The following is an 18974-nucleotide window of genomic DNA, read 5'->3' on the forward strand; positions in this document are numbered from 1 at the left end:
ACCAGTGAGGCCGAACGAGAAGCCGCCTACACGCGGTGGCTCCATCACTACAATCACCACAGACCCCACACCGGCATCGGCGGCCAAACACCCTCACAACGCGTTCACAACGTCACGGGGAAGTACACCTAGGCCGTCTCAGGAGGCTTCGTGCCGAGCTTCCATTCGAGGCCCGTTGACTCGAGACGCTGCACTCGCTTCCTCTCAGCTTGACGGAGGTCCCTGATCCGGCGGTTGAAGTCGACCTTTGCCTCGATGCGGAATTCCTTGATGTGTTCGTGAGCAGCCAGGTCATAGCAGGCGCTTGAGATTGCGGGGGCAAGGACCAGCGATAGGTAACGTCGGACCTCGTAGTGCTCAGATTCCCTGGACGACACGTAGAGCGTCATGATGGCCGAGCCAAGTGCCTTCATAAGTTCAGAGTTCTCATCGTCTCTGGTCCAGAGCCGGGTGATCCTGGGGCCGTAGTCCTCGCGGACCACCGAATCGACGTGCAGCATGTAGTCGAAAGTCGACTGTTCTGCTGGTACGGCGGCGACTTCCCTCATGAAGTCACCGAGTTCTGTCGTCAGCCGGATACGCTCCTGCGATAGCGCATGTTTACGATCTATGCGTCGTGAGAGTTGAAGTACCAGGACAGCGGAAGCGCCACCGATAGCGGCAGCGACAACGGAGCCGTACAGGGCGACCCACACGTCAGGTGCGATTGTCTCGTCGTGGAGTATCCCGGCCTGGGGGAGCCGGTCGCTGGCGAGATTCCCGGCCCAGTTAAGTAGTGAGAGACCCAGGGCAAGCAGCCCGCCGACCGAGAGAACGGCCACCGGTGCAGCCAGCACAGTCAGGCCCCATTGCCAGGGTCTCAGTGGACCCCATCGGCGGGGAGGTGTCTCCGCAGGGCGCCACCCGGAGGTTTGAGGATCGTCAGGCCGATCGGTTGCCGTCATGCCTTGGAAGTCTAGGGAGCCCAGGGTGCCACGGTGCTAAGCCTGGCCGTATTCCAACTGGATCTCTGCCACATGGCGACGTGGCAGATTGGCTCCATGCCAGTGAACGAGAGCGCCCCGCAGTCTGGCTGGACATCACAGCTAGACGGCTGAACGTGGCTCCACAGCACTCGATGTGGATCGGTCGTCCCTCTCCTGATCCTCCGCTCTGACCGGCCGTGATCGCGCACAGCGGCGGTCACAATCGGCAGAACACACCACGACACGAGGTACCACGAAGTGCCACGGGACAGAGTGTGATCCGCACCAGGACGCACGAGCAGTTCTGAGATAGCACAGTCCCAGTCCTCTGTTAATCGAAGTGTCACTGGTTCGAGCCCAGTCGGGGGAGCCACCCGGAAGCCCCGCGATGACCTGGTCGTCGCGGGGCTTTTCCGTGTGCCGGCGTCACGCGTTTTGCATTTGCGCAGTGAATCTGGTGAATTCATTCGCATGCTGCACATCGACACACCCCACAGGCGACTGTTTCGGCTGACCATGGGGGCGGTGGTGTCGGCGTGGGTGGTCCTGACCGCGACGGCCTGCGGCGGCTCGCCGTCGGAGTCGGGTGCTGACCAGAGCTCGACGGCGACGGCTGCCGAAGGGGCGTCCCCGAGCGAGACCGCCCAGCAGGAAACACCCGAGAGCTTCGTGAGCCGGCCTGACCTGGCCCCGCCGGAGGTCGCGGTCGACGAGGGCGAGGCCTGGTCCGACGAACAGGCCACCACCGACGATCTCACGTTCGTGACCCCCGGCTTCGACGGAAACAAACCCACGACCGGGGCCATGATCCTGGATGCCACCGGTGAACCGGTGTGGATGCTCGCCTCCGACAAGGAGGACCCGAACGGCAACTACTTCGACCTGCGTGTGCAGCAGTACCAGGGTGAGCCCGTTCTGACGTACTACCTGGGCTCCAGCGGCCCCGGGTACGGTGCCGGAAGTTTCCACGTCCTGGACCAGAACTACCAGGAGATCACCCAGGTCACCACGGGCGGATCTCTGGGGGCGGGCAAGGCCGACTTCCACGACTCCACGATCACTGACCGGGGCACCATGCTGCTCATGGCCTACGTGCCCACTCGCGTCGATCTCAGCAAGGTCGGCGGGCCGAAGGACGGCTGGGCCATGGACGGAGTCATCCAGGAGGTCGACATCGCCACGGGTGAAGTCCTCTTCGAGTGGAGCGCCATGGACCACGTCCCGCTCACGGACACCGAGAAGGACTTCGCCAAGGCCAAGTCCGAGAAGGAGAAGACCGGAACGGAGGAGCTGCCGTTCGATTACTTCCACATCAACTCGGTCAGGGAGGACGACGACGGTTCCCTCCTGGTCTCCGCCCGCAACACCCACGCCGTGTACCGGCTCGACCGCGAGACGGGCGAGGTGGACTGGACCTTGGGCGGCTCGTCGAGCGATTTCGAGCTGGGAGACGGCGCCGAGTTCCAATGGCAGCACGACGCCCAGCGGGCGGAGGACGGGACGCTCACGCTGTTCGACAACCACAACGACACCGGCGACGGTGATTCCTCACGAGGCCTGCGGTTGGAGCTGGACGAGGAAGCCATGACCGCGGAGGTCGTCACCGAATACGCGCCACCGGAGGACCGGCCCGCGGGTGCCATGGGCAACATGCAGCACCTGGACAACGGCAACCTGCTGGTGGGGTGGGGGACCAGGCCGTTCTTCTCGGAATACACGGACGACGGCGAACTGGTCGCTGACGCCACGCACGGCGGCAACGGCAGTTATCGCGCCTACGAGCAACAGTGGGATGGCACGCCTGCCACGGACCCCGACGTCAAGCTCCGGGACGAGGACGGTCAGCGTACGGCCCACGTGTCCTGGAACGGGGCCACCGAGGTCGAGCAGTGGCGCTTGGTGACGGGCAGCAGCGAACAGGACGCCACGGCCCAGGAGCCCGTGGACCGCAAGGGTTTCGAGACGGAATTGTCCGTCACAGACGATGCCCAGTACGTCGCCGTCGAAGCCCTGGACAAGGACGGCAACGTACTGGGCACCGGAGTGGCGCAGGACTGAAACCAGGGGGCTGCGATCAGAGGCGCTTGACGCCGATCGTGTGATCGGTGGTGAACTCCTCGATGATCCACTCGCCGTTGAAGCGGCCCAGACCGGAGTTGCGCTCGCCGCCGAAAGCCACGTGCGCCTCGTCCTGGACGGTCATCTCGTTGACGAACGTCATGCCCGCTTTGACCCGGTGCGCGAAGCGCACGCCGCGATCCAGGTCCTGGGTGAACACGGCGGAGGAGAGTCCGAAGGCGTGGTCATTGGCCAGCTCGAGGGCATGGTCCTCGTCCTCGGCGCGCAGGATCGAGACCATGGGGCCGAAGATTTCTTCGCGGACGATCTCCATGTCCGGGGTCACGTCGGTGAACACGTGCGGGGGAACCACACGGCCCTCGATGTCGCCACCCACGGCGATGGTGGCACCGGCGGCCTTGGCACCGTCGATCTTTCCGCGCAGTGAATCGAGCTGTTCGTCGTTGACCACGGGTCCCACCAGTGTGTCCTCCTTGGTCGGATCGCCCACGGGCAGGGACCGGGCGGCTGCGGTGAACTTCTCCACGAACTCGTCGTAGCGCGGGGCCTGCACGATGATCCGGTTGACGGACATGCAGATCTGTCCCGAGTGCAGGAACGTGCCGGACACGGCCTGTTCGACCGCGGTGTCCAGGTCGGCGTCGTCGAGCACCACGAACGGCGCATTGCCACCGAGCTCCAACGAGACCTTCTTGAGGTGCTCACCACTGGTGGCCACCGTCCCCACGTTCTGGCCCACGGGGGTGGAGCCGGTGAAGGAGATCAGGCGCGGCACCGGATGCGAGACGAAGTCGTCACCGATCTCCGACCCGGCACCGACGACGACGGACAGGACCCCCGCGGGCAGCCCGGCTTCTTCGAAGATGCGCGCAACCATGAGCCCACCCGTGACCGGGGTGGAGGAGGCGGGCTTGATCACGACCGCGTTGCCGAGGGCAAGTGCCGGTGCGACGGAACGCTGGGAGAGGTGCAGCGGGAAGTTCCACGGGCTGATCACGCCCACCACGCCCACGGGCTTCTTGTAGACCCGCATCTCCCGGTTCGGGGTATTGGACGGGTGGATGGTGCCGTGCATTCGGGTGGGGAAGGACGTGGCTTCTCGGGTGATCCCGATGGCCAGGGAGACCTCCACGTTGGCCTTGATCCTGGTCGAGCCGGACTCTTTGACGATCCAGTCGACGATCTCCTGTCGGCGGTCCTCTAGGATGTCGGCGGCCTTGCGCAGCACGGCGGCCCGGTCGTTCGGGGCGGCCGCGGCCCATTCCTCTTGAGCCTTTTCGGCAGCCCGGTACGCCTCGTCCAGGTCCTCGACAGAGGCTTGCCGGATCGTCGTCACGGGGGAGTCGTCGAAGGGGTTGGTGTCCTCGAGGACCTTCTCGGAGCGACCCTCCCGCCACTGACCTGCGATGAACTGCGTGTCCACCGGCTGTCCGGCGAAGGTGGACTGCGTGGCGCGGGGTGTTTCCTGGGTGGTCGTCATCGTCTACTCCTGGAACGTTCGGGGGTCGCGGGCGTCGTCGCCCGGACCCCCATCATGTCCCTTTGCGCCCGGGCTTAGGAACCCGACGGGTTCAGCCCGCGTGACCCGGTCCGAACTTCCGTCGATCGGCGGAGTCCCCGAACGTGCGGGCCGCGGCCAGCGAATCGACGTCGCCCGTGGCGGGGTTCGGGTGCCTGTGCTTGCCGAAGCCCGCGTAGAGCGACATGAGGTTGATCGCGACTGCGCGCTGGTTGCGCCCCCCCATGAGCTTCATGATGTGCACGCCGAGCCAGGCCAGCCAGCCACTCGTGCCGGTCAAGGCCTGTCCGCCCGGCATGACCATGATGGCGGCGCGGCGCCCGATGGTCGCCGCCGAGCCGAGGTTCTTGTAGTGGAAGGGCCGACGTTGCTCGCCGGCGAGCTCCGCGCGAATCATGGCGGCCGCGTGGCGTCCGGTCTGGATGGCGGGCTGGGCCAGCTGTTCCAGCTCCTCGGCCTGACCGGCGATGTCCCCGGCGGCGTACACACCGGGCAGGCCCTCGACCTGCAGGGTGTAGTCCACCGCAATCCGCCCGGATTCGCGGAGAGGCAGCCCCCACTCCGGAACGGCGCTGTCCGTGGTGACACCGGCCGCCCAGATGGTGATGTCCGACTCGCGGATCGACCCGTCGTCGAGCTCCACGTGGTCGTAGCCCACACGGGTCACCCCGTGTCCCAGCTCCAGGGTCACGCCGCGGTCCTGGAGCTCCTTGGCGGCGTAGGTGCGCAGTTCGGCGGGGAAGGCCTTCAGGATCTCCTTGCCGCGCTGGATGATGCGTACCTGCAGCACGGCCTGGTCCATCTCCGGGTAGAGCAGGCCCAGTCCGTCCCTACGGAAATCGGCCAGGGCACCGGCGATCTCCACGCCGCTGGCCCCGCCTCCCACCACGGAGATGTGCAGCGGATCGAAGTCCCCGGCGCGGCTCGTGCGTTCGAGTTCGGCGAAGATACGGTCCCGGATGGCCGTGGCATCGTGCCGCGTGTACATCGGCATCGAATGCTCCTCGGCGCCCTCCGTGCCGAAGTAATTGGTGGTCAGCCCGTTGGCCAGGATCAGGTGATCGTAGGAGATCTCCGTGGGGGAGTCACCGCCGTCGTCCACCCGCACGATCTTGCGCTGCGGATCCAGTCCCAGGACCAGGCCCTGACGGAAACGCATGTTGGGTGCCTTGGCGGTCAGCCCACGCAGGAACATCGTGACGTCACCCGGGTTCAGACCCGCGGTGGCCACCTGGTAGAGCAACGGTTGGAAGGTCTTGAAGACGTTGCGGTCGATCAGGGTCACCCGCACGGGCGCATCAGCGAGTTCCAGGACGGCATTGGCCCCGGCGAATCCGCCGCCGATCACCACGACGTGCGGTTGATCCTGCTGTGCTGGCATCGCCTGAGTGGTGTGGTTGCGGCGGTGGAACAGAGAATCGAACACGGGACTCCTCGAACCGTTGGACTGCGAATCTGGGTCAGTCATACCAGAGCCCCGACGCGCACGGTGACGCGCCGGGGCTTCCGGGGATGAAGATGTGTCTCAGCGGACCGGATCACCGGCCGCAGGGACCCTCAGAGGTAGGCGCTCAAAGGTAGGTGTAGAACCCGTCCACCTGCATGGCGTCCACGGAGTGGATGATCGTGCCCTGCTGGGGGTTCAATGCCGAGATCATCTGGCCGTCGCCCAGGTAGATGCCCACGTGCGACCCGTTGTTCTGGGACACCAGGTCACCCGGCTGAGGGTTGCTCGTCGGCGTGGCCGCAGCGAACTGGTCCCAGGTGACGCGAGGGATCTGGATGCCGTGCTGGGCGTAGACCCACTGGGTGAAGCCGGAGCAGTCCCAGCTCATGAAGTCGGTGCCGCCCCAGACGTAGCTGCCACCCAGACCCTGCAGCGCGGTCGACACGATGGCGTCGCCGGAGGCGGTGCCTCCGCCGTCGACCACGGTTTGCACGTCCACGGAGGTCCCGGTGCCGCCGGCCGCAGCAGCCTGCTGCTGGGCCTGCTCGGAGGTCTGGATCGCCGGCTCGGCGGCGGGCTCGGCTGCGGTTTCGGTCGTGGTCTCGGCCGCCGGGACGGCGGCGGGCTCGACGGCCGCCTCGGTCGCGGCTTCGGCCTCGGTGGGGGCCTCGACCGTGGTGGTCTCGGTGTTCTCGGTGCTGAAGTTGGCCACCACGCCGCCGTTGGAGGCAGCGTGCAGGGCGGAGGTCATGTCACCGCGGGTGATTCCGCCGGACAGCCCCAGGGCACCGCCGTTGGAGGACAGCACTCCGCTCTGGACCAGGTAGTCCAGCTCCGTGTATCCGGGCATCGACGCCGGTGCGTCGGTGTAGGGGGAGGTCGCAGGAGCTTCGTGGGCGGGGGAGCCGGCGCTGCGGTGCAGGACGATGCCCACTGCCGAGGCGTCCACGGCGGCGTCGGGTCGGAAGGTGCCGTCGTCCCAGCCCTTGAAGAGGCCTGCCTCGGTGGCCCAGGAGATCGCCTTGATGTAGACGCTGTCCGCGGGGACATCCGAGTAGCGCGTGGTGGCTACGGAGGTGTCCGTGGCGGGCTCGCCGGCCATGCGGTAGAGCATCAGTGCGAAGTCGCGGCGCTTGAGGTTCGCGTCCGGGCGGAAGGTGCCGTCGGTGAACGCGTGAACCACGCCTTCGTCCTCGGCCCATTCGATGTCGGCCTGGGCATAGTGCCCCTCGATGTCCGAAATCTCCTTGGGGCCGGTGGCCCGCGGGGCCGGGTCGGCCGGGGTGGTCTGGGTGGCGGTCTCGGCCTGGCCCTGATCGGCGGCAGAACCCGACCAGGGCGCGTCCGTGGAGTCGTTGGACTGGGTCTCGACGGCGGTCTGGAGAGCGGTTGCGCCCATCGGGTTGGCGACGGGTTCGGCGGCGCTGTTCAGGCCGAGGGCGGAGGAGCAGGCGGGCCAGGCGCCCCATCCCTGCTCGGCCAGAACGTTTTCGGCCACGGCGATCTGCTGTTCGCGGGTGGCGTCCTGCGGCATACCGGTGCCGCCAAAGGCCTGCCACGTGGACTGGGTGAATTGGAGGCCGCCGAAGAATCCGTTGCCGGTGTTGATGGACCAGTCGCCGCTGGACTCGCACTGAGCCAGTGCGTCCCAGTCGGACTCGGGTGCGGCCTGCGCGGGAGTGGCGCCAACAGCGGCGAGGGTGCCGCCGCCGACCGCCACGGTCATTGCAGCGCTGAGAAAACGGGGGTTCTTCATCCGTGTTTGCTTCCTGATGGGAGACAGGTGTCAATGGACCATCTGGAGTCCGCGCACAACTCAGGCCCGGGCCGGGGAGAGAGGGCCACAGGCAGCACAAAGTGAACGGAACAGGATCCGTGGGGAAGCGTGGGAACCGGAATGGGGGAGGGACAATCACGGTTCCATAACGGTGCAACGGTAAAGGACTTGTCACGGAAGAATCAAGGCCGGGTCTGACTTGGGCGGAAATCGCCCAGAGGTTCTCAGTGCCTGAGAAGTGTGGCAAGACCCCGCAGTGGCGTCTGCGGTCCTTCTTGTAGAACCTGTCGTGTTGCGCCGGAACACACGGTGCGACGCGGCGTTTTGATCAGCCCGGTGATACTTTGGTGCCAGAATCGAAGGCGACCATCAGGTTGCTGCTTATCGAATACGCTCACGGAGGTAGGAATGTCCACGCCCGTTGATTCGCACGCGGATCGCGCAATGAACGGTGGGTCCACTCGGGCCGACCGCTCGTCGAGCGTGGCCGCGAACCGTACGTCCCAGGCAGGCGCGGCCTCCCTGCCCGACGTCGTCAAGGTCTTCTCCAAGCTGGTTCCGCGTCAGCTTCAGGACGAAGTCGCCCTGGCCAAGCTCGAACTCAAGGACAAGGGCGTCAAGGCCGGCAAGGGCGTGGCCCTGATCGTCGTCGGCCTGGTGTTCCTGCTGCTGGCCACCATCGCACTCGTGGTGGCGGCCGTGGCGGGTCTGGCCCAGGTCATGCCGTTCTGGTTGGCGGCGCTGATCGTTGCGGCGTTCTTCCTGCTGATCCTGATCATCCTGGCGGCCGTCGGCGCCATGCTCATCAAGCGGGCCATGCCGTTGAACCCGATCCGCGCCGTGCGCGGTCTCAAGTACGACCTCGGCGTCGTCAAGGAAGGCTCCGCCTACACGGAGGCTCGTGTCCGCCGCGAAGAAGCTGAGGCCAAGGAACGCAAGGCCCAGGAGAAGAGCGAGAAGAAGGCGCAGTCCGCCCACCAGCCTCCGGCTCCCACGGAAGCTCAGTTGCGTCAGCGCCTCAGTGTTCGCCGCGACAAGCTCAAGGAGCTGCGCGACGACGCCGAGAACCGCAAGAACACGGTGCAGAACTCGGCACTCGGGTTCGTGGACCGGACCCGCAACACCGTGTCCAACGCGAACCTCAAGGCTTCTGCCGCATCCCAGGCCGGCGAACGCATGGGCCCGATCGCCGTCGCCGCGGCGGCCGGAACGGCCTTCCTGGTCTTCCTGGTCAAGCTGATCCGCCGTTCGCGCTGACCCAGCGCAACACCCCAGAACCCCCGGGACCCGCTGCAGCGGCCCGGGGGTTCTGCTTGCCTCCGAAAATTTCCAGGCTTGTCCCCTAGCATGGCGACTGGTGGGCCGATCCGTCTCCCTTGGCGGAGAGGTATGTCCGCAGGTGCCGCCATGACCGGTTGCGCGACGTGTGCCGTTGTGCGAGGCACCGGACTCTTCACGTCATACAGACCCTGGGAGTAGACCGCATGCTCTGGATTGCCGTCGGCCTGGCCGTTCTGTCTGCGGTTGGCCTGGCCTGCGGTACGCACCTCCAGTCCTTGGCCGTGGTCAGCAAGAGCGAAGGTCGTCTCTCCCTGCGAGAGTTCAGCAGGGTCCTGCGCTCGCCGCGATGGATGGCGGGCCTGGCGCTGCTGGGAGCCGGAACCGTGTGCAACGTTCTGGCCTTGAGCCTGGCTCCCGTGACCGTGGTGCAGCCAATCGGAGTACTCGGCCTGGTGATCACCACGATCCTGCATTCCCGGCACGTGAGGATCCCCATCAACACCCACACCTGGCTGGCCATCGCTCTGTGCATCGGGGGTGGAACGCTCTTCGTCCTGGCCGCGGTCCGATACACGAATCCGGCGCTGGCCATCACGGAGCGGGCAACCGATGTCGTCACCTACCTGCTCGCGGCGGTGGTCGCCGTCGTGAGCATCGGCCTGCTGGTCCTCAAGGACCATCAGCTCAGCCTCTTCTACCTGTTCGCGGCCGGCACCCTGTACGGATTCGTCGCGGTTGAAGTGAAAGTCGTGACCGTCCAGTTGCATGCGGGTGCGGGATCGTGGTGGCAGAACGTGGATCTGATCAACGTTCTCGGCCTGCTCGTGGCCGCCGTCCTCGGCGGATGGCTGGTCCAGAGTGCCTACGCGTCGGGCCCACCCGAACTGGTCATGGCCGGACTGACCGTCGTGGATCCCATGGTGGGGGTGCTCGTCGGGCTCACAGTCCTCGGTGAAGCCGCCACCGACTTCGGCTGGGTCGCGGGAATCACCCTGGCGGCCTGCGGTGCCGTGTCCATCACCGGAGTCCGGTTATTGTCGAGGTACCACCCGGAAGTTTTGACGGCGCTCGCGGCCTCTAGGGCCCCCCGCACCGGAGAACTCGGCATCGTGCCCGGGTCGCGCAGACCCGTACCCCAGCAGCCCTCGGAGGATTGAAACCTGTGTCACGTCATGACCATCAGCATGGCCACGGTGTCGAAACAGATTCGGATCCCAGAGGTGAGATCCACGACGACTACATGCTCCCCCCGGTCGATGTGGACGACCGACCCGTTCCCGACGGTGGCGCGCTGACGGTCCTGGTGGTCGCCGAGACCTACCCTCCGGACGTCAACGGGTCCTCACAGTTCTCCCGCCGCCTTGCGCAGGCGATGGCCGGGCGCGGGCATCGGGTGCACGTGGCCGCGCCGCGGCCGGGTCGCGGCCACTCGATCCGCCGCATGGACGGCCACGTGACGGAACACCGGTTCCGCTCGCACACGGCCTTCACCTACACGACCTTCAACTTCTGCTTCCCCTGGGAGATTCGCGGTGAGGTCAATCGTCTGCTGGACGAGGTGCAGCCGGACGTCGTTCACGTCGAATGCCACTACATCCTGGGCCGCTTCATGGCCACGGAGGCCCGGAAGCGCGGCATCCGCCTGATCGGGACCAACCACTTCATCCCGGAGAACATCGAGCAGTACCTGCCGCTGCCCTCACTCATCCGGCGGATGTACCGTCGCATCTCCTGGCGGGACATGGCAGGCGTTTTCCGGAACTGCGACGTCGTCACCGCACCCACGCCCCTGGCCGTGGAGTCCATGAAACGCCACGGGTTCGACTTCCCCGTGTACGCCCTCTCCAACGGGATCCAGGCTGAGAACTACGAACTGCGGGAGGGAGAGGCTCCGCCGCATTCGGATCGTCCCACCATCCTGTTCGTCGGGCGACTCGATCCGGAGAAGCACGTGGACGTCCTGATCAAGGCGTTGGCCCGGATCAAGGACGACACGGACGCGGTGCTGGAGGTGGTCGGTCAGGGCGGTGAGTTCGAGAAACTGGCGGGCCTGGCAGAGCAGCTGGGCCTGGGGGATCGCGTGCGGTTCCGCGGGTTCGTCTCCGACGAGGACCTGCGTCTGGCCTATCTGGGTGCGGACATTTTTTCCCAGCCGGGTACGGCCGAACTGCAATCGCTCGTGACCCTTGAAGCCATGGCGGCGTCCTGTCCCGTGCTCCTGGCCAATGCCCGCGCATTGCCCCACCTCGTAGACCCGGGCGTCAACGGCTGGCTGTTCACCCCGGGCGACGACGCCGAGGTGGCGGACAAGCTGCTGGCCTTCCTGCATTTGCCGGAGGATCGCCGTCGTGACATGGGGCTCGCGAGTCACAAGCTCGTGGAGGAACACAGTTTCGACGCCACGGTGGAAGCCTTCGAGCGCATGTACCGAGGGGCCGATCCCGAGCGGTTGTTGGCCAACTGGCCGATGCTCGAACCGCTCGAGACTCCGTTAGGCTAGGGGCCGCTGTGACGTCGTCGGCCCAAGCCGTCGACGCTCGCCTGGGGCGGTAGCTCAGCTGGTCAGAGCAGAGGACTCATAATCCTTTGGTCGTGGGTTCAAGCCCCACCCGCCCTACCCAGATGCCGGCCGCCACCACGACGACGCCGACCACCGCACTGATTCCCGAGTAGTCGGCCCAGCCCATTGCCGGTCCGGCCAGGGCGCTGCCCAACGCGCCGGCCAGGGACATGGTGGCGTCCGAGAAGCCCTGCGCGGGGACTGCCTGATCCGGTTCGAGGGAGCTCACCAGAAGGGTGGCCCCGGCGATCGTCGCCGCCGACCAACCGAGCCCCAGGAGCACCAGGCCGACGGTCACCATGGTCATGTTCGCTGCGCCGAACCCCGTCAGCAGGACGGCGGCAAGCAGCGTGAGCAGCCCCAGGAGCACGACCTTTGCGGGTCCCAGACGATCGGCCGACCACCCCATGATCGGCGAGGCGGCGTACATGCCTGCGATGTGCAAGGAGATCGTGAATCCGATCAGCGCGATCGTGTCAGGGCTTCCGGCCGAGGCTCCCGCGTGATGCTGCATGTGCAGCGGGGTGATCGACATGACCGCGACCATGACGGCGTGCGCCGCGACCACGCTGACGACGGCCGCGAGCGCCTTGGGACGGTGCCTGACGATCGACCACCCGTGGAGCCAGGCCCCCGTAGCGCGCCGACGCGGTGCCGTCGTGGCGGCCTGAGGCGAATGTGCAAGCCGTGCGAGCAGCGGGTCCGGGCGCAGGAACGTCCACACGATGGTGGCGCCGATCAGCATGCCGACGGCCGAGATGAGGAAGGGTCCGGCCTGGGCCGGAATCCCCAGCGCCTCACCCAGCACGGCACCGGGCCCCACCATGTTGGGGCCGGTCACCGCACCGATGGTGATCGCCCACACCACCAGCGACAGGTCGCGCCCACGTCGGTCAGGGCGTGCCATGTCCGTGACGGCGAACCGGGCCTGCAGATTGGCGGCGAAGGCCAGTCCGACCAGAAAGGCACCCGCGAGCAGTACGGGGAAGAGCCGCGTCATGACGGCCGCGACCATGAGTGTCGTGCCGAGGATGGCGGCGGCCAACCCGCCGGCCAGCGCCCATCGTCGTCCCCTGGCCACGGCCAGCCCGGCCAGCGGCATGGCGGTCACGGCCGTGCCCAGGGTCATGGCGGTGTTCACGGAGCCCGCCCAGGCCTCGGAACCCGAGAGGTCAACGGCCAGGATCGAACCGAGTGCCAGCGTGGAACCGGTCCCCAACGCCGAGAACACCTGACCGATGCACAGGGTGCGCACGATTCTTCCCTGTGGGAACGGGGTCTCTGGTGACCCCTGCGGTCCGGACATGGCCTGGGAGGTCATGGGTTCCCTTCGTCTGGGTTCAGGAAGAACACACCGGTTGAAGCGGGATGATGCACACCCTCACCATTAAACCCCGTGGGGTATAGGATCAGGGCCTGTTCTTCCACGTCGGGTTCCAACGGTAGCCGGGGTCTGTGTGACCCACACCGCACACGTCCCTGACACCCCGTCCAGGAGGTTGCCGTGCAACTCGACGCATCTGCCATGACACCGGTCGTGAATCGACTCAAGCGGGCCCAAGGTCAGCTGGCCGCCGTGACGCGCATGCTCGAAGAGGGGCAGGACTGCAAGGACGTCGTGACCCAACTCGCCGCCGTCTCGAAGGCCCTGGATCGGGCCGGATTCGTGATCATCGCGTCGGGTCTGCAGCAGTGCGTGAACGACCCGGACGAATCCCTGGATCAGAAGGAATTGGAAAAGCTCTTCTTGTCCTTGGCCTGATCGGAGTACGTTTCCCGGCCTAATGCGTGGCCGTTGCGAGGCCGGCTGTCGCTGTACCCGATCGGGCCGAGCCTCAGTCGGGAACCGGAAGCAGCACGGAGGGCAGGAATGCCCCCACGAACTGCAGCGGGTTGACGTATTCGTCACCCAACCGCACACCCCAGTGCACGCACGCGTGCAGGTCCAGCGCGCAGTGGTTGCCGTTGGACAGCGTTCCGATGATCTGCCCCTTTCGGACACGGTCACCCCGCTTCAAATTGCTGTCTACGGGCTCGAAACTCGAGCGCAGTCCGTTTCCGTGGTCGATAGTGATCGTGTCGCGGTCCACAACCTTGCCCACGTGGGACACTGTTCCCGCCTCCGGGGCGCGGACCTTTCCGTCGAGGTGCACGCTCAGATCCACGCCGCGGTGACCGGACAACCACTTTTCGGCCGGTGGCTGGAAGTCGCGGGCCACCTTCGGGGCGCCACCAGTCGGCGACTCCCAGGTTCCGCGCTCCTGCGCGAGCAAGGCCTCATCGGCCGCGCTCAGCACCACTCGCGGCGGGGCGGGCAGCGACGTGGCGGGGGAGAGGTACCCGGATGCGACCAGCAGTACGGCGCCCACGGCAGCGATTGTCGCGCGGTGATGTGTTCTCATGCCGACAGCCTGGCTGAGGTGCCCTTGGCCGCAGTGGGGCACAAGGCAACTGGGGAGGGGAGTACCCGACCTGTCGGTGTCCCGCCGCCTGTGGAGGATCTCGGTCACGGTCGGCCACGGACGGGCACCGGATACGCGCCGAATGTAGTAACGTTGAGCACCGCAGTGTCTGAACTGCGCCGTTCGTGATGCCCTCAAGTGTGACGCCGGACCGTTCAGCGCTGACTTCGCGCACGTCGTCGTCGTCGGCATCGCATCCTCGCCGGTTATCCGGTGAACTGCGGTTCGGCGACCCGTTCGCCCCGGTCCCGCAACCGTCCGCCAGGAGGCTGTGGGTCGCGGACGGAAACTGACCTGAATCCTTGGGTCGGTGGCCGTGACGTGCCAGGGGTCCTTCCACCGGAAGCGACCGACAACCGCCAACCGTGCTCCGCACGCCCGGACCAGGGGTGCGCGAGCACATCTCATCAAGGAGAACGACATGTCCGTCGTCACCATGCGCCAGCTGCTCGACAGCGGCGTCCACTTCGGCCACCAGACCCGCCGCTGGAACCCGAAGATGAAGCGCTTCATCCTGACCGAGCGCAACGGCATCTACATCATCGACCTGCAGAACTCGCTGTCCTACATCGACCGCGCGTTCGAGGCCGTCAAGTCCACCGTGGCCCACGGCGGCACCGTCCTGTTCGTCGGCACCAAGAAGCAGGCGCAGGAAGCCATCGCCGAGCAGGCCACCCGCGTGAACATGCCCTACGTCAACCACCGTTGGCTCGGTGGCATGCTGACCAACTTCCAGACCGTCTCCAAGCGCATCGACCGCATGAAGGAACTGGAAGAGATCGACTTCGACGACGTCGCCGGCTCGCAGTACACCAAGAAGGAACTGCTGCTGCTGCGCCGCGAGAAGGAGAAGCTGGAGCGCACCCTGGGCGGTATCCGCAACCTCAACCGCACCCCCTCCATGGTGTGGATCGTGGACACCAAGAAGGAGCACCTGGCCATCGACGAGGCTCAGAAGCTGGGCATCCCCGTCGTCGCCATCCTGGACACCAACTGCGATCCGGACGAGGTCACCTTCCCGATCCCGGGCAACGACGACGCCATCCGCTCGGTCAACCTGTTGACCCGCGTGGTGGCCGACGCCGTGGCCGAGGGCCTGCTGGCCCGTTCCGGCAAGGGCGGTTCCGAAGGCGCTGCCGAGGAGCCCATGGCCGAGTGGGAGCGCGAGCTGCTGGAGCAGCACAACGCCGAGCAGGCTGCCGCTGCCAAGGACGAGACCACTGCCGAGGCCGTCGAGGCCGAGGAAGCCACCGAGGCCTCCGAGCAGGCCGCTGACGCCGCAGAGGTCACCACCGAGGCCACCTCCGCCGAATGATCCAGGTCCGAAGGGTCCTCCCTCCGCCCCTGTCGGGCGCGGGGGAGGCCTTCGGGGCACGGGACGTGAGATCACGTCCCCTTCCGTTCAACTTTTCTTCGTCTCGGGCAGGCACCATGCCTCCCGAGACCTCCGCCTGATCGGCGGGACCCGAACGATCAAGGAGCTGACATGGCGAACTACACCGCCAAGGACATCAAGGAACTGCGCGAGCGCACCGGCGCCGGCATGCTCGACGTCAAGAAGGCGCTCGACGAGGCCGACGGCGATCAGCAGAAGGCCATGGAGATCATCCGCGTCAAGGGCCTCAAGGGCGTGACCAAGCGCGAGGGTCGCACCACCGCCGAGGGCATCGTCGTGGGCCGTGTCGAGGGTGGCAAGGGCTACCTGGTCGAGGTCAACTCCGAGACCGACTTCGTCGCCAAGTCCGACCCCTTCATCGCCTTCGGCGAGAAGGTCATGGATGCCGCTGTGGCCGGTGACGTCGCCGATCTTGACGCCCTGCTGGCCGCCGAGGTGGACGGCAAGAAGGTCTCCGACCTGGTGACCGAGACCGGCGCGCTGCTGGGCGAGAAGGTCGTCGTCCGCCGTATCGCACGCGTCGAGGGCAACAACGTCGAGCTCTACCTCCACCGCACCTCCAAGGACCTCCCCGCTCAGGTGGGCGTTCTCCTGGCCGTCGACGGTGAGAACGTCACGGAGGCCGCTCACGACGTGGCCGTGCACATCGCCGCCATGTCTCCGTCCTTCCTCTCCCGCGAGGAGGTCGACGCGGAGACCGTTGCCAACGAGCAGCGCGTTGCCGAGGAGACCGCCAAGGCCGAGGGCAAGCCGGAGAAGATCATCCCCAAGATCGTCGAAGGCCGCATGAACGGCTTCTACAAGGAGTCCGTGCTGGTGGACCAGGACTTCGCCAAGGACTCCAAGGTGTCCGTCGGTGAGTTCCTCTCCGGTGCCGGTGCCACCGCAACCGGGTTCGCCCGGTTCCGCGTGGGCGCCTGACCCCCCAGGACGCAGCCAGCGCCTCCGACAGCGCCCCGCCTGCCGTGTCTCGAACACGGGCGGCGGGGCGCTGTTGCGTGTTCGTGGGCGGAGCGTTCTGCGACCACGCACACACCGGTTCACGTGCTGGTCAGCCACGGGCTGCCGCTATGCTGAGTCCAACTCGCTCGGTGGCGGGCGCGACGTCGTACCCACCGTGAGCCCGGGCCGAAGCACAGCCGGAACCAAGCGTTGGGAGCACTCATGCCGACCACCACCCACACGGAAGTCAAGGACGACAACCTGCGCGCCAGCCGCGGTCCCCGGCACGAGGGCGGACGACGTCGCATTCTCCTGAAGCTCTCGGGTGAGGTGTTCGGCGGCGGCAAGGTCGGTCTGGACACCGCGGTGGTCCGCGACATCGCCGAGCAGATCGCGGCAACCGTCGGGCAGGTCGAGACTTCGATCGTCGTGGGCGGTGGCAACTTCTTCCGCGGTGCCGAACTGTCCACGGCGGGCATGGACCGTTCGCGCGCCGACTACATGGGCATGCTCGGGACGGTCATGAACTGCCTGGCCTTGCAGGACTTCCTGGAACAGTGCGGCGTGGACACCCGTGTCCAGTCCGCGATCTCCATGGAGCAGGTCGCCGAGGCATACATCCCGCGGCGAGCCATCCGACACATGGAGAAGGACCGCGTGGTCATCTTCGGTGCCGGTGCCGGTCTGCCCTACTTCTCGACGGACACGGTGGCCGCCCAGCGCGCCCTGGAAGTGCACGCCGACGAGGTCCTGGTCGGCAAGAACGGTGTGGACGGCGTCTACACCGACGACCCCAAGACCAACCCCCAGGCCAAGAAGTTGGACGCCCTGACCTACGACGACGCCCTGACGCAGAACATCCGGGTCATGGACCAGACAGCGTTCTCCCTGTGCCGCGACAACAACGTGACCATGCGGGTCTTCGGCATGCAGGAGCCGGGCAACGTGACCCGGGCGCTGCTGGGCGAGAACCTGGGGACGCTCATCACCGTGTGATCTCGCGCGGCCCAGCCGCGCGGCTAGACTAGTTGCCAGTGTCCGTCCGCCGTGACGCCGTCGTGGTGGCTCGGACGAGACGGACGTGCCAGCCTGCCCCCAGCAAGGAGATCACAGTGATTGCTGACATCCAGTCGGACGCGACCAGCCGCATGGCCAAGGCGGTGGAGAACGCATCGGAGGAATTCGCAGCCGTTCGCACCGGCCGCGCCAACCCGTCCCTGTTCTCCGGGCTGGTGGTCGAGTACTACGGCGCTCCCACGCCCCTGCAGCAGCTGGCCTCCTTCCAGAACCCGGAGGCACGCACGCTCCTGATCACCCCGTACGACCGTGCCGCACTGGGGGACATCGAAAAGGCGCTGCGCGACTCGGACATCGGTGCCAACCCCGCCAACGACGGCAACGTCATCCGCGTGGTCATGCCCGAACTGACGGAGGAACGCCGCAAGGAATACGTCAAGGTGGTCCACGGCAAGGCCGAGGACGCCCGCGTCTCCGTACGCAACGTCCGGCGCCACGCCAAGGACGCCATCGAGAAGCTCGTCAAGGACGGCGAGATCGGCGAGGACGAAGGCAAGCGGGCCGAGAAGGACCTGGACGCGGCCACCAAGAAGCACGTGGAGCAGGTCGACGCCATGCTCAAGAACAAGGAAGCCGAGCTCCTGCAGGTCTGATGCCCACGGTGCAGAGCCCGGGGCAGGCCGGAGTCGGAGGCGCATCGGCGCCCAAGCAGTCACGAGCGGGACGGGACCTTCCTGCGGCCATTGCAGTGGGCGTCGGCCTCCTGGTGGTCCTGGGTCTGGGTCTGTTCGTCATTCACCCGCTGTTGGCGATGTTGGCCGCGGCGGCTGCAGCCCTCGGCGTTTACGAGGTGTGCCGGTCCCTGGCCCACGCAGGCATCCGTATTCCCGTCGTCCCGGCGGCGTTCGGGGCCGCGATCATGCCGGTGGCGGCGTACTACGGAGGCGCTCAGGCGCTGATCGTCGCCACCGTCCTGGCATCCTTCGGTGTGGTCGGGGTACGCGTTTTCGGTCCCCGGCAGGGAATGCTGCTCTCCGTGATGGGATCACTGTTCGCGCTGACCTGGGTGGCCTTGTGCGTGTCCCTGCTGGTGCTCCTGTTCGGAACGCACCAGGGTGCCGTCAAGGTCCTGATCGTGATCCTCATGGCGGTCGGTAACGACACCTTCGGGTACGTCGCGGGGGTCCTTTTCGGCAAACACCCCATGGCACCCAGGATCAGTCCCAAGAAGACCTGGGAAGGATTCGCGGGCTCCATGCTCGGGTCCATGGCCCTGGCCTCCGTTCTGGTGGCCTTCCTGCTCGGTGATCCGTGGTGGCACGGGCTGGTGCTCGCGTTCTGCCTGGTCTGGGTTGCCGCCCTCGGGGACTTCGCCGAATCCATGGTCAAACGCGAGATCGGGGTCAAGGACATGGGGACCATGCTCCCGGGGCACGGGGGAGTGATGGACCGCATCGATTCCATCGTGTTTGTGGCTCCGGTCGGCTACGTGGTCTTCGAATTGTTGGCCCTGGCACAGTGATGCCCCG

At 66.5% G+C, this 18974-nt stretch carries 18 protein-coding genes, 1 tRNA gene and 1 pseudogene; 13 read left to right on the forward strand and 7 right to left on the reverse strand.

All coding sequences use genetic code 11. The features are described from left to right. Positions 1–132 (forward strand): integrase core domain-containing protein (locus EDL96_RS09570; protein ID WP_148079893.1); only part of this gene is annotated, 132 nt, incomplete at its 5' end. Here the strand turns inward: EDL96_RS09570 and EDL96_RS09575 are convergent. After that, a complete protein-coding gene (locus EDL96_RS09575) occupies positions 129–821 on the reverse strand; it encodes a hypothetical protein (protein ID WP_123825590.1) in 693 nt (230 codons plus the stop codon). The genes EDL96_RS09570 and EDL96_RS09575 overlap by 4 nt on opposite strands. 615 nt (positions 822–1436) lie before the next feature. Here EDL96_RS09575 and EDL96_RS09580 point away from each other — a divergent pair. Next, positions 1437–3023, forward strand: coding sequence for an arylsulfotransferase family protein (locus EDL96_RS09580; protein ID WP_123825592.1), 1587 nt, complete (start codon positions 1437–1439; stop codon positions 3021–3023). Between the two features lie 16 nt (positions 3024–3039). Here the strand turns inward: EDL96_RS09580 and EDL96_RS09585 are convergent, their stop codons facing one another. The 3 genes from EDL96_RS09585 to EDL96_RS14050 form a co-directional block, all read right to left on the reverse strand. After that, on the reverse strand, positions 3040–4524 hold the full coding sequence (locus EDL96_RS09585; protein ID WP_123825594.1) for an aldehyde dehydrogenase family protein: 1485 nt from the start codon (positions 4522–4524) through the stop codon (positions 3040–3042). 91 nt (positions 4525–4615) lie between these two features. Next, positions 4616–5989, reverse strand: coding sequence for an NAD(P)/FAD-dependent oxidoreductase (locus EDL96_RS09590; protein ID WP_325049552.1), 1374 nt, complete (start codon positions 5987–5989; stop codon positions 4616–4618). A 145-nt stretch (positions 5990–6134) separates the two neighbouring features. Beyond that, on the reverse strand, positions 6135–7766 hold the full coding sequence (locus EDL96_RS14050) for a transglycosylase family protein (protein ID WP_407656948.1): 1632 nt from the start codon (positions 7764–7766) through the stop codon (positions 6135–6137). A gap of 429 nt (positions 7767–8195) precedes the next feature. Between EDL96_RS14050 and EDL96_RS09615 the strand changes: the two genes are divergently transcribed. From EDL96_RS09615 to EDL96_RS09630, 4 genes are all read left to right on the forward strand, one after another. Then, positions 8196–9044: a phage holin family protein gene (locus EDL96_RS09615; protein WP_233568817.1), complete on the forward strand. Its 849-nt coding sequence runs from the start codon at positions 8196–8198 to the stop codon at positions 9042–9044. Positions 9045–9271: 227 nt separating this feature from the next. Then, positions 9272–10225, forward strand: a complete 954-nt coding sequence (locus tag EDL96_RS09620; RefSeq protein WP_123825596.1) for a DMT family transporter — start codon at positions 9272–9274, stop codon at positions 10223–10225. A gap of 83 nt (positions 10226–10308) precedes the next feature. Continuing rightward, entirely contained in the window at positions 10309–11568 is a 1260-nt protein-coding gene (locus EDL96_RS09625; RefSeq protein ID WP_123825598.1) for a glycosyltransferase, read from the forward strand. 43 nt (positions 11569–11611) lie between these two features. Next, positions 11612–11685: transfer RNA gene (locus tag EDL96_RS09630), tRNA-Ile, on the forward strand. Here the strand turns inward: EDL96_RS09630 and EDL96_RS13760 are convergent. Further along, positions 11645–12040: an MFS transporter gene (locus EDL96_RS13760; RefSeq protein WP_325049554.1), complete on the reverse strand. Its 396-nt coding sequence runs from the start codon at positions 12038–12040 to the stop codon at positions 11645–11647. The two genes, EDL96_RS09630 and EDL96_RS13760, sit on opposite strands and share 41 nt — an antisense overlap. On the opposite strand from EDL96_RS13760, the gene EDL96_RS13765 reads away from it, so the two are divergent. Then, positions 11979–12134 carry a hypothetical protein gene (locus tag EDL96_RS13765; protein WP_233568818.1) on the forward strand — a complete coding sequence of 52 codons (156 nt, stop codon included), beginning with the start codon at positions 11979–11981 and terminating at the stop codon, positions 12132–12134. The genes EDL96_RS13760 and EDL96_RS13765 overlap by 62 nt on opposite strands. 44 nt (positions 12135–12178) lie before the next feature. Here EDL96_RS13765 and EDL96_RS13770 read toward each other — a convergent pair. After that, a pseudogene (locus tag EDL96_RS13770) lies at positions 12179–12949 on the reverse strand (MFS transporter); the annotation flags it as partial. Between the two features lie 204 nt (positions 12950–13153). Here EDL96_RS13770 and EDL96_RS09640 point away from each other — a divergent pair. Continuing rightward, positions 13154–13390 (forward strand): metal-sensitive transcriptional regulator, encoded by a 237-nt coding sequence (locus EDL96_RS09640; RefSeq protein WP_167739321.1) that lies wholly within the window; start codon positions 13154–13156, stop codon positions 13388–13390. 73 nt (positions 13391–13463) lie between these two features. Here the strand turns inward: EDL96_RS09640 and EDL96_RS09645 are convergent, their stop codons facing one another. After that, positions 13464–14030 (reverse strand): M23 family metallopeptidase, encoded by a 567-nt coding sequence (locus tag EDL96_RS09645; protein ID WP_123825602.1) that lies wholly within the window; start codon positions 14028–14030, stop codon positions 13464–13466. Between the two features lie 481 nt (positions 14031–14511). Between EDL96_RS09645 and rpsB the strand changes: the two genes are divergently transcribed. The 5 genes from rpsB (at position 14512) to EDL96_RS09670 (ending at position 18967) form a co-directional block, all read left to right on the forward strand. Beyond that, positions 14512–15405, forward strand: coding sequence for a 30S ribosomal protein S2 (gene rpsB, locus EDL96_RS09650; protein ID WP_123825603.1), 894 nt, complete (start codon positions 14512–14514; stop codon positions 15403–15405). 171 nt (positions 15406–15576) lie between these two features. Next, positions 15577–16407, forward strand: coding sequence for a translation elongation factor Ts (gene tsf / locus EDL96_RS09655; RefSeq protein ID WP_123825605.1), 831 nt, complete (start codon positions 15577–15579; stop codon positions 16405–16407). A 243-nt stretch (positions 16408–16650) separates the two neighbouring features. Next, positions 16651–17424, forward strand: a complete 774-nt coding sequence (gene pyrH / locus EDL96_RS09660) for a UMP kinase (protein ID WP_123825607.1) — start codon at positions 16651–16653, stop codon at positions 17422–17424. A 116-nt stretch (positions 17425–17540) separates the two neighbouring features. Next, positions 17541–18098 carry a ribosome recycling factor gene (frr, locus tag EDL96_RS09665; RefSeq protein WP_123825609.1) on the forward strand — a complete coding sequence of 186 codons (558 nt, stop codon included), beginning with the start codon at positions 17541–17543 and terminating at the stop codon, positions 18096–18098. After that, positions 18098–18967, forward strand: coding sequence for a phosphatidate cytidylyltransferase (locus EDL96_RS09670; protein ID WP_123825611.1), 870 nt, complete (start codon positions 18098–18100; stop codon positions 18965–18967). Before frr ends, EDL96_RS09670 begins: the two co-directional genes overlap by 1 nt. Positions 18968–18974 lie beyond the last annotated feature (7 nt).

It is taken from the genome of Kocuria soli (assembly GCF_003797835.1).
GTDB lineage: Bacteria > Actinomycetota > Actinomycetes > Actinomycetales > Micrococcaceae > Kocuria > Kocuria soli.

Excerpts from the sequence above, each read along its gene's own strand:
- EDL96_RS09645 (WP_123825602.1), bottom strand. The coding sequence starts at position 14,030 with ATGAGAACACATCACCGCGCGACAATCGCTGCCGTGGGCGCCGTACTG.
- tsf (WP_123825605.1), top strand. The coding sequence starts at position 15,577 with ATGGCGAACTACACCGCCAAGGACATCAAGGAACTGCGCGAGCGCACC.
- EDL96_RS09615 (WP_233568817.1), top strand. The coding sequence starts at position 8,196 with ATGTCCACGCCCGTTGATTCGCACGCGGATCGCGCAATGAACGGTGGG.
- EDL96_RS14050 (WP_407656948.1), bottom strand. The coding sequence starts at position 7,766 with ATGAAGAACCCCCGTTTTCTCAGCGCTGCAATGACCGTGGCGGTCGGC.
- EDL96_RS09580 (WP_123825592.1), top strand. The coding sequence starts at position 1,437 with ATGCTGCACATCGACACACCCCACAGGCGACTGTTTCGGCTGACCATG.
- EDL96_RS09670 (WP_123825611.1), top strand. The coding sequence starts at position 18,098 with ATGCCCACGGTGCAGAGCCCGGGGCAGGCCGGAGTCGGAGGCGCATCG.
- EDL96_RS09585 (WP_123825594.1), bottom strand. The coding sequence starts at position 4,524 with ATGACGACCACCCAGGAAACACCCCGCGCCACGCAGTCCACCTTCGCC.
- EDL96_RS09625 (WP_123825598.1), top strand. The coding sequence starts at position 10,309 with ATGCTCCCCCCGGTCGATGTGGACGACCGACCCGTTCCCGACGGTGGC.
- rpsB (WP_123825603.1), top strand. The coding sequence starts at position 14,512 with ATGTCCGTCGTCACCATGCGCCAGCTGCTCGACAGCGGCGTCCACTTC.
- EDL96_RS09640 (WP_167739321.1), top strand. The coding sequence starts at position 13,154 with ATGACACCGGTCGTGAATCGACTCAAGCGGGCCCAAGGTCAGCTGGCC.
- EDL96_RS09620 (WP_123825596.1), top strand. The coding sequence starts at position 9,272 with ATGCTCTGGATTGCCGTCGGCCTGGCCGTTCTGTCTGCGGTTGGCCTG.
- pyrH (WP_123825607.1), top strand. The coding sequence starts at position 16,651 with ATGCCGACCACCACCCACACGGAAGTCAAGGACGACAACCTGCGCGCC.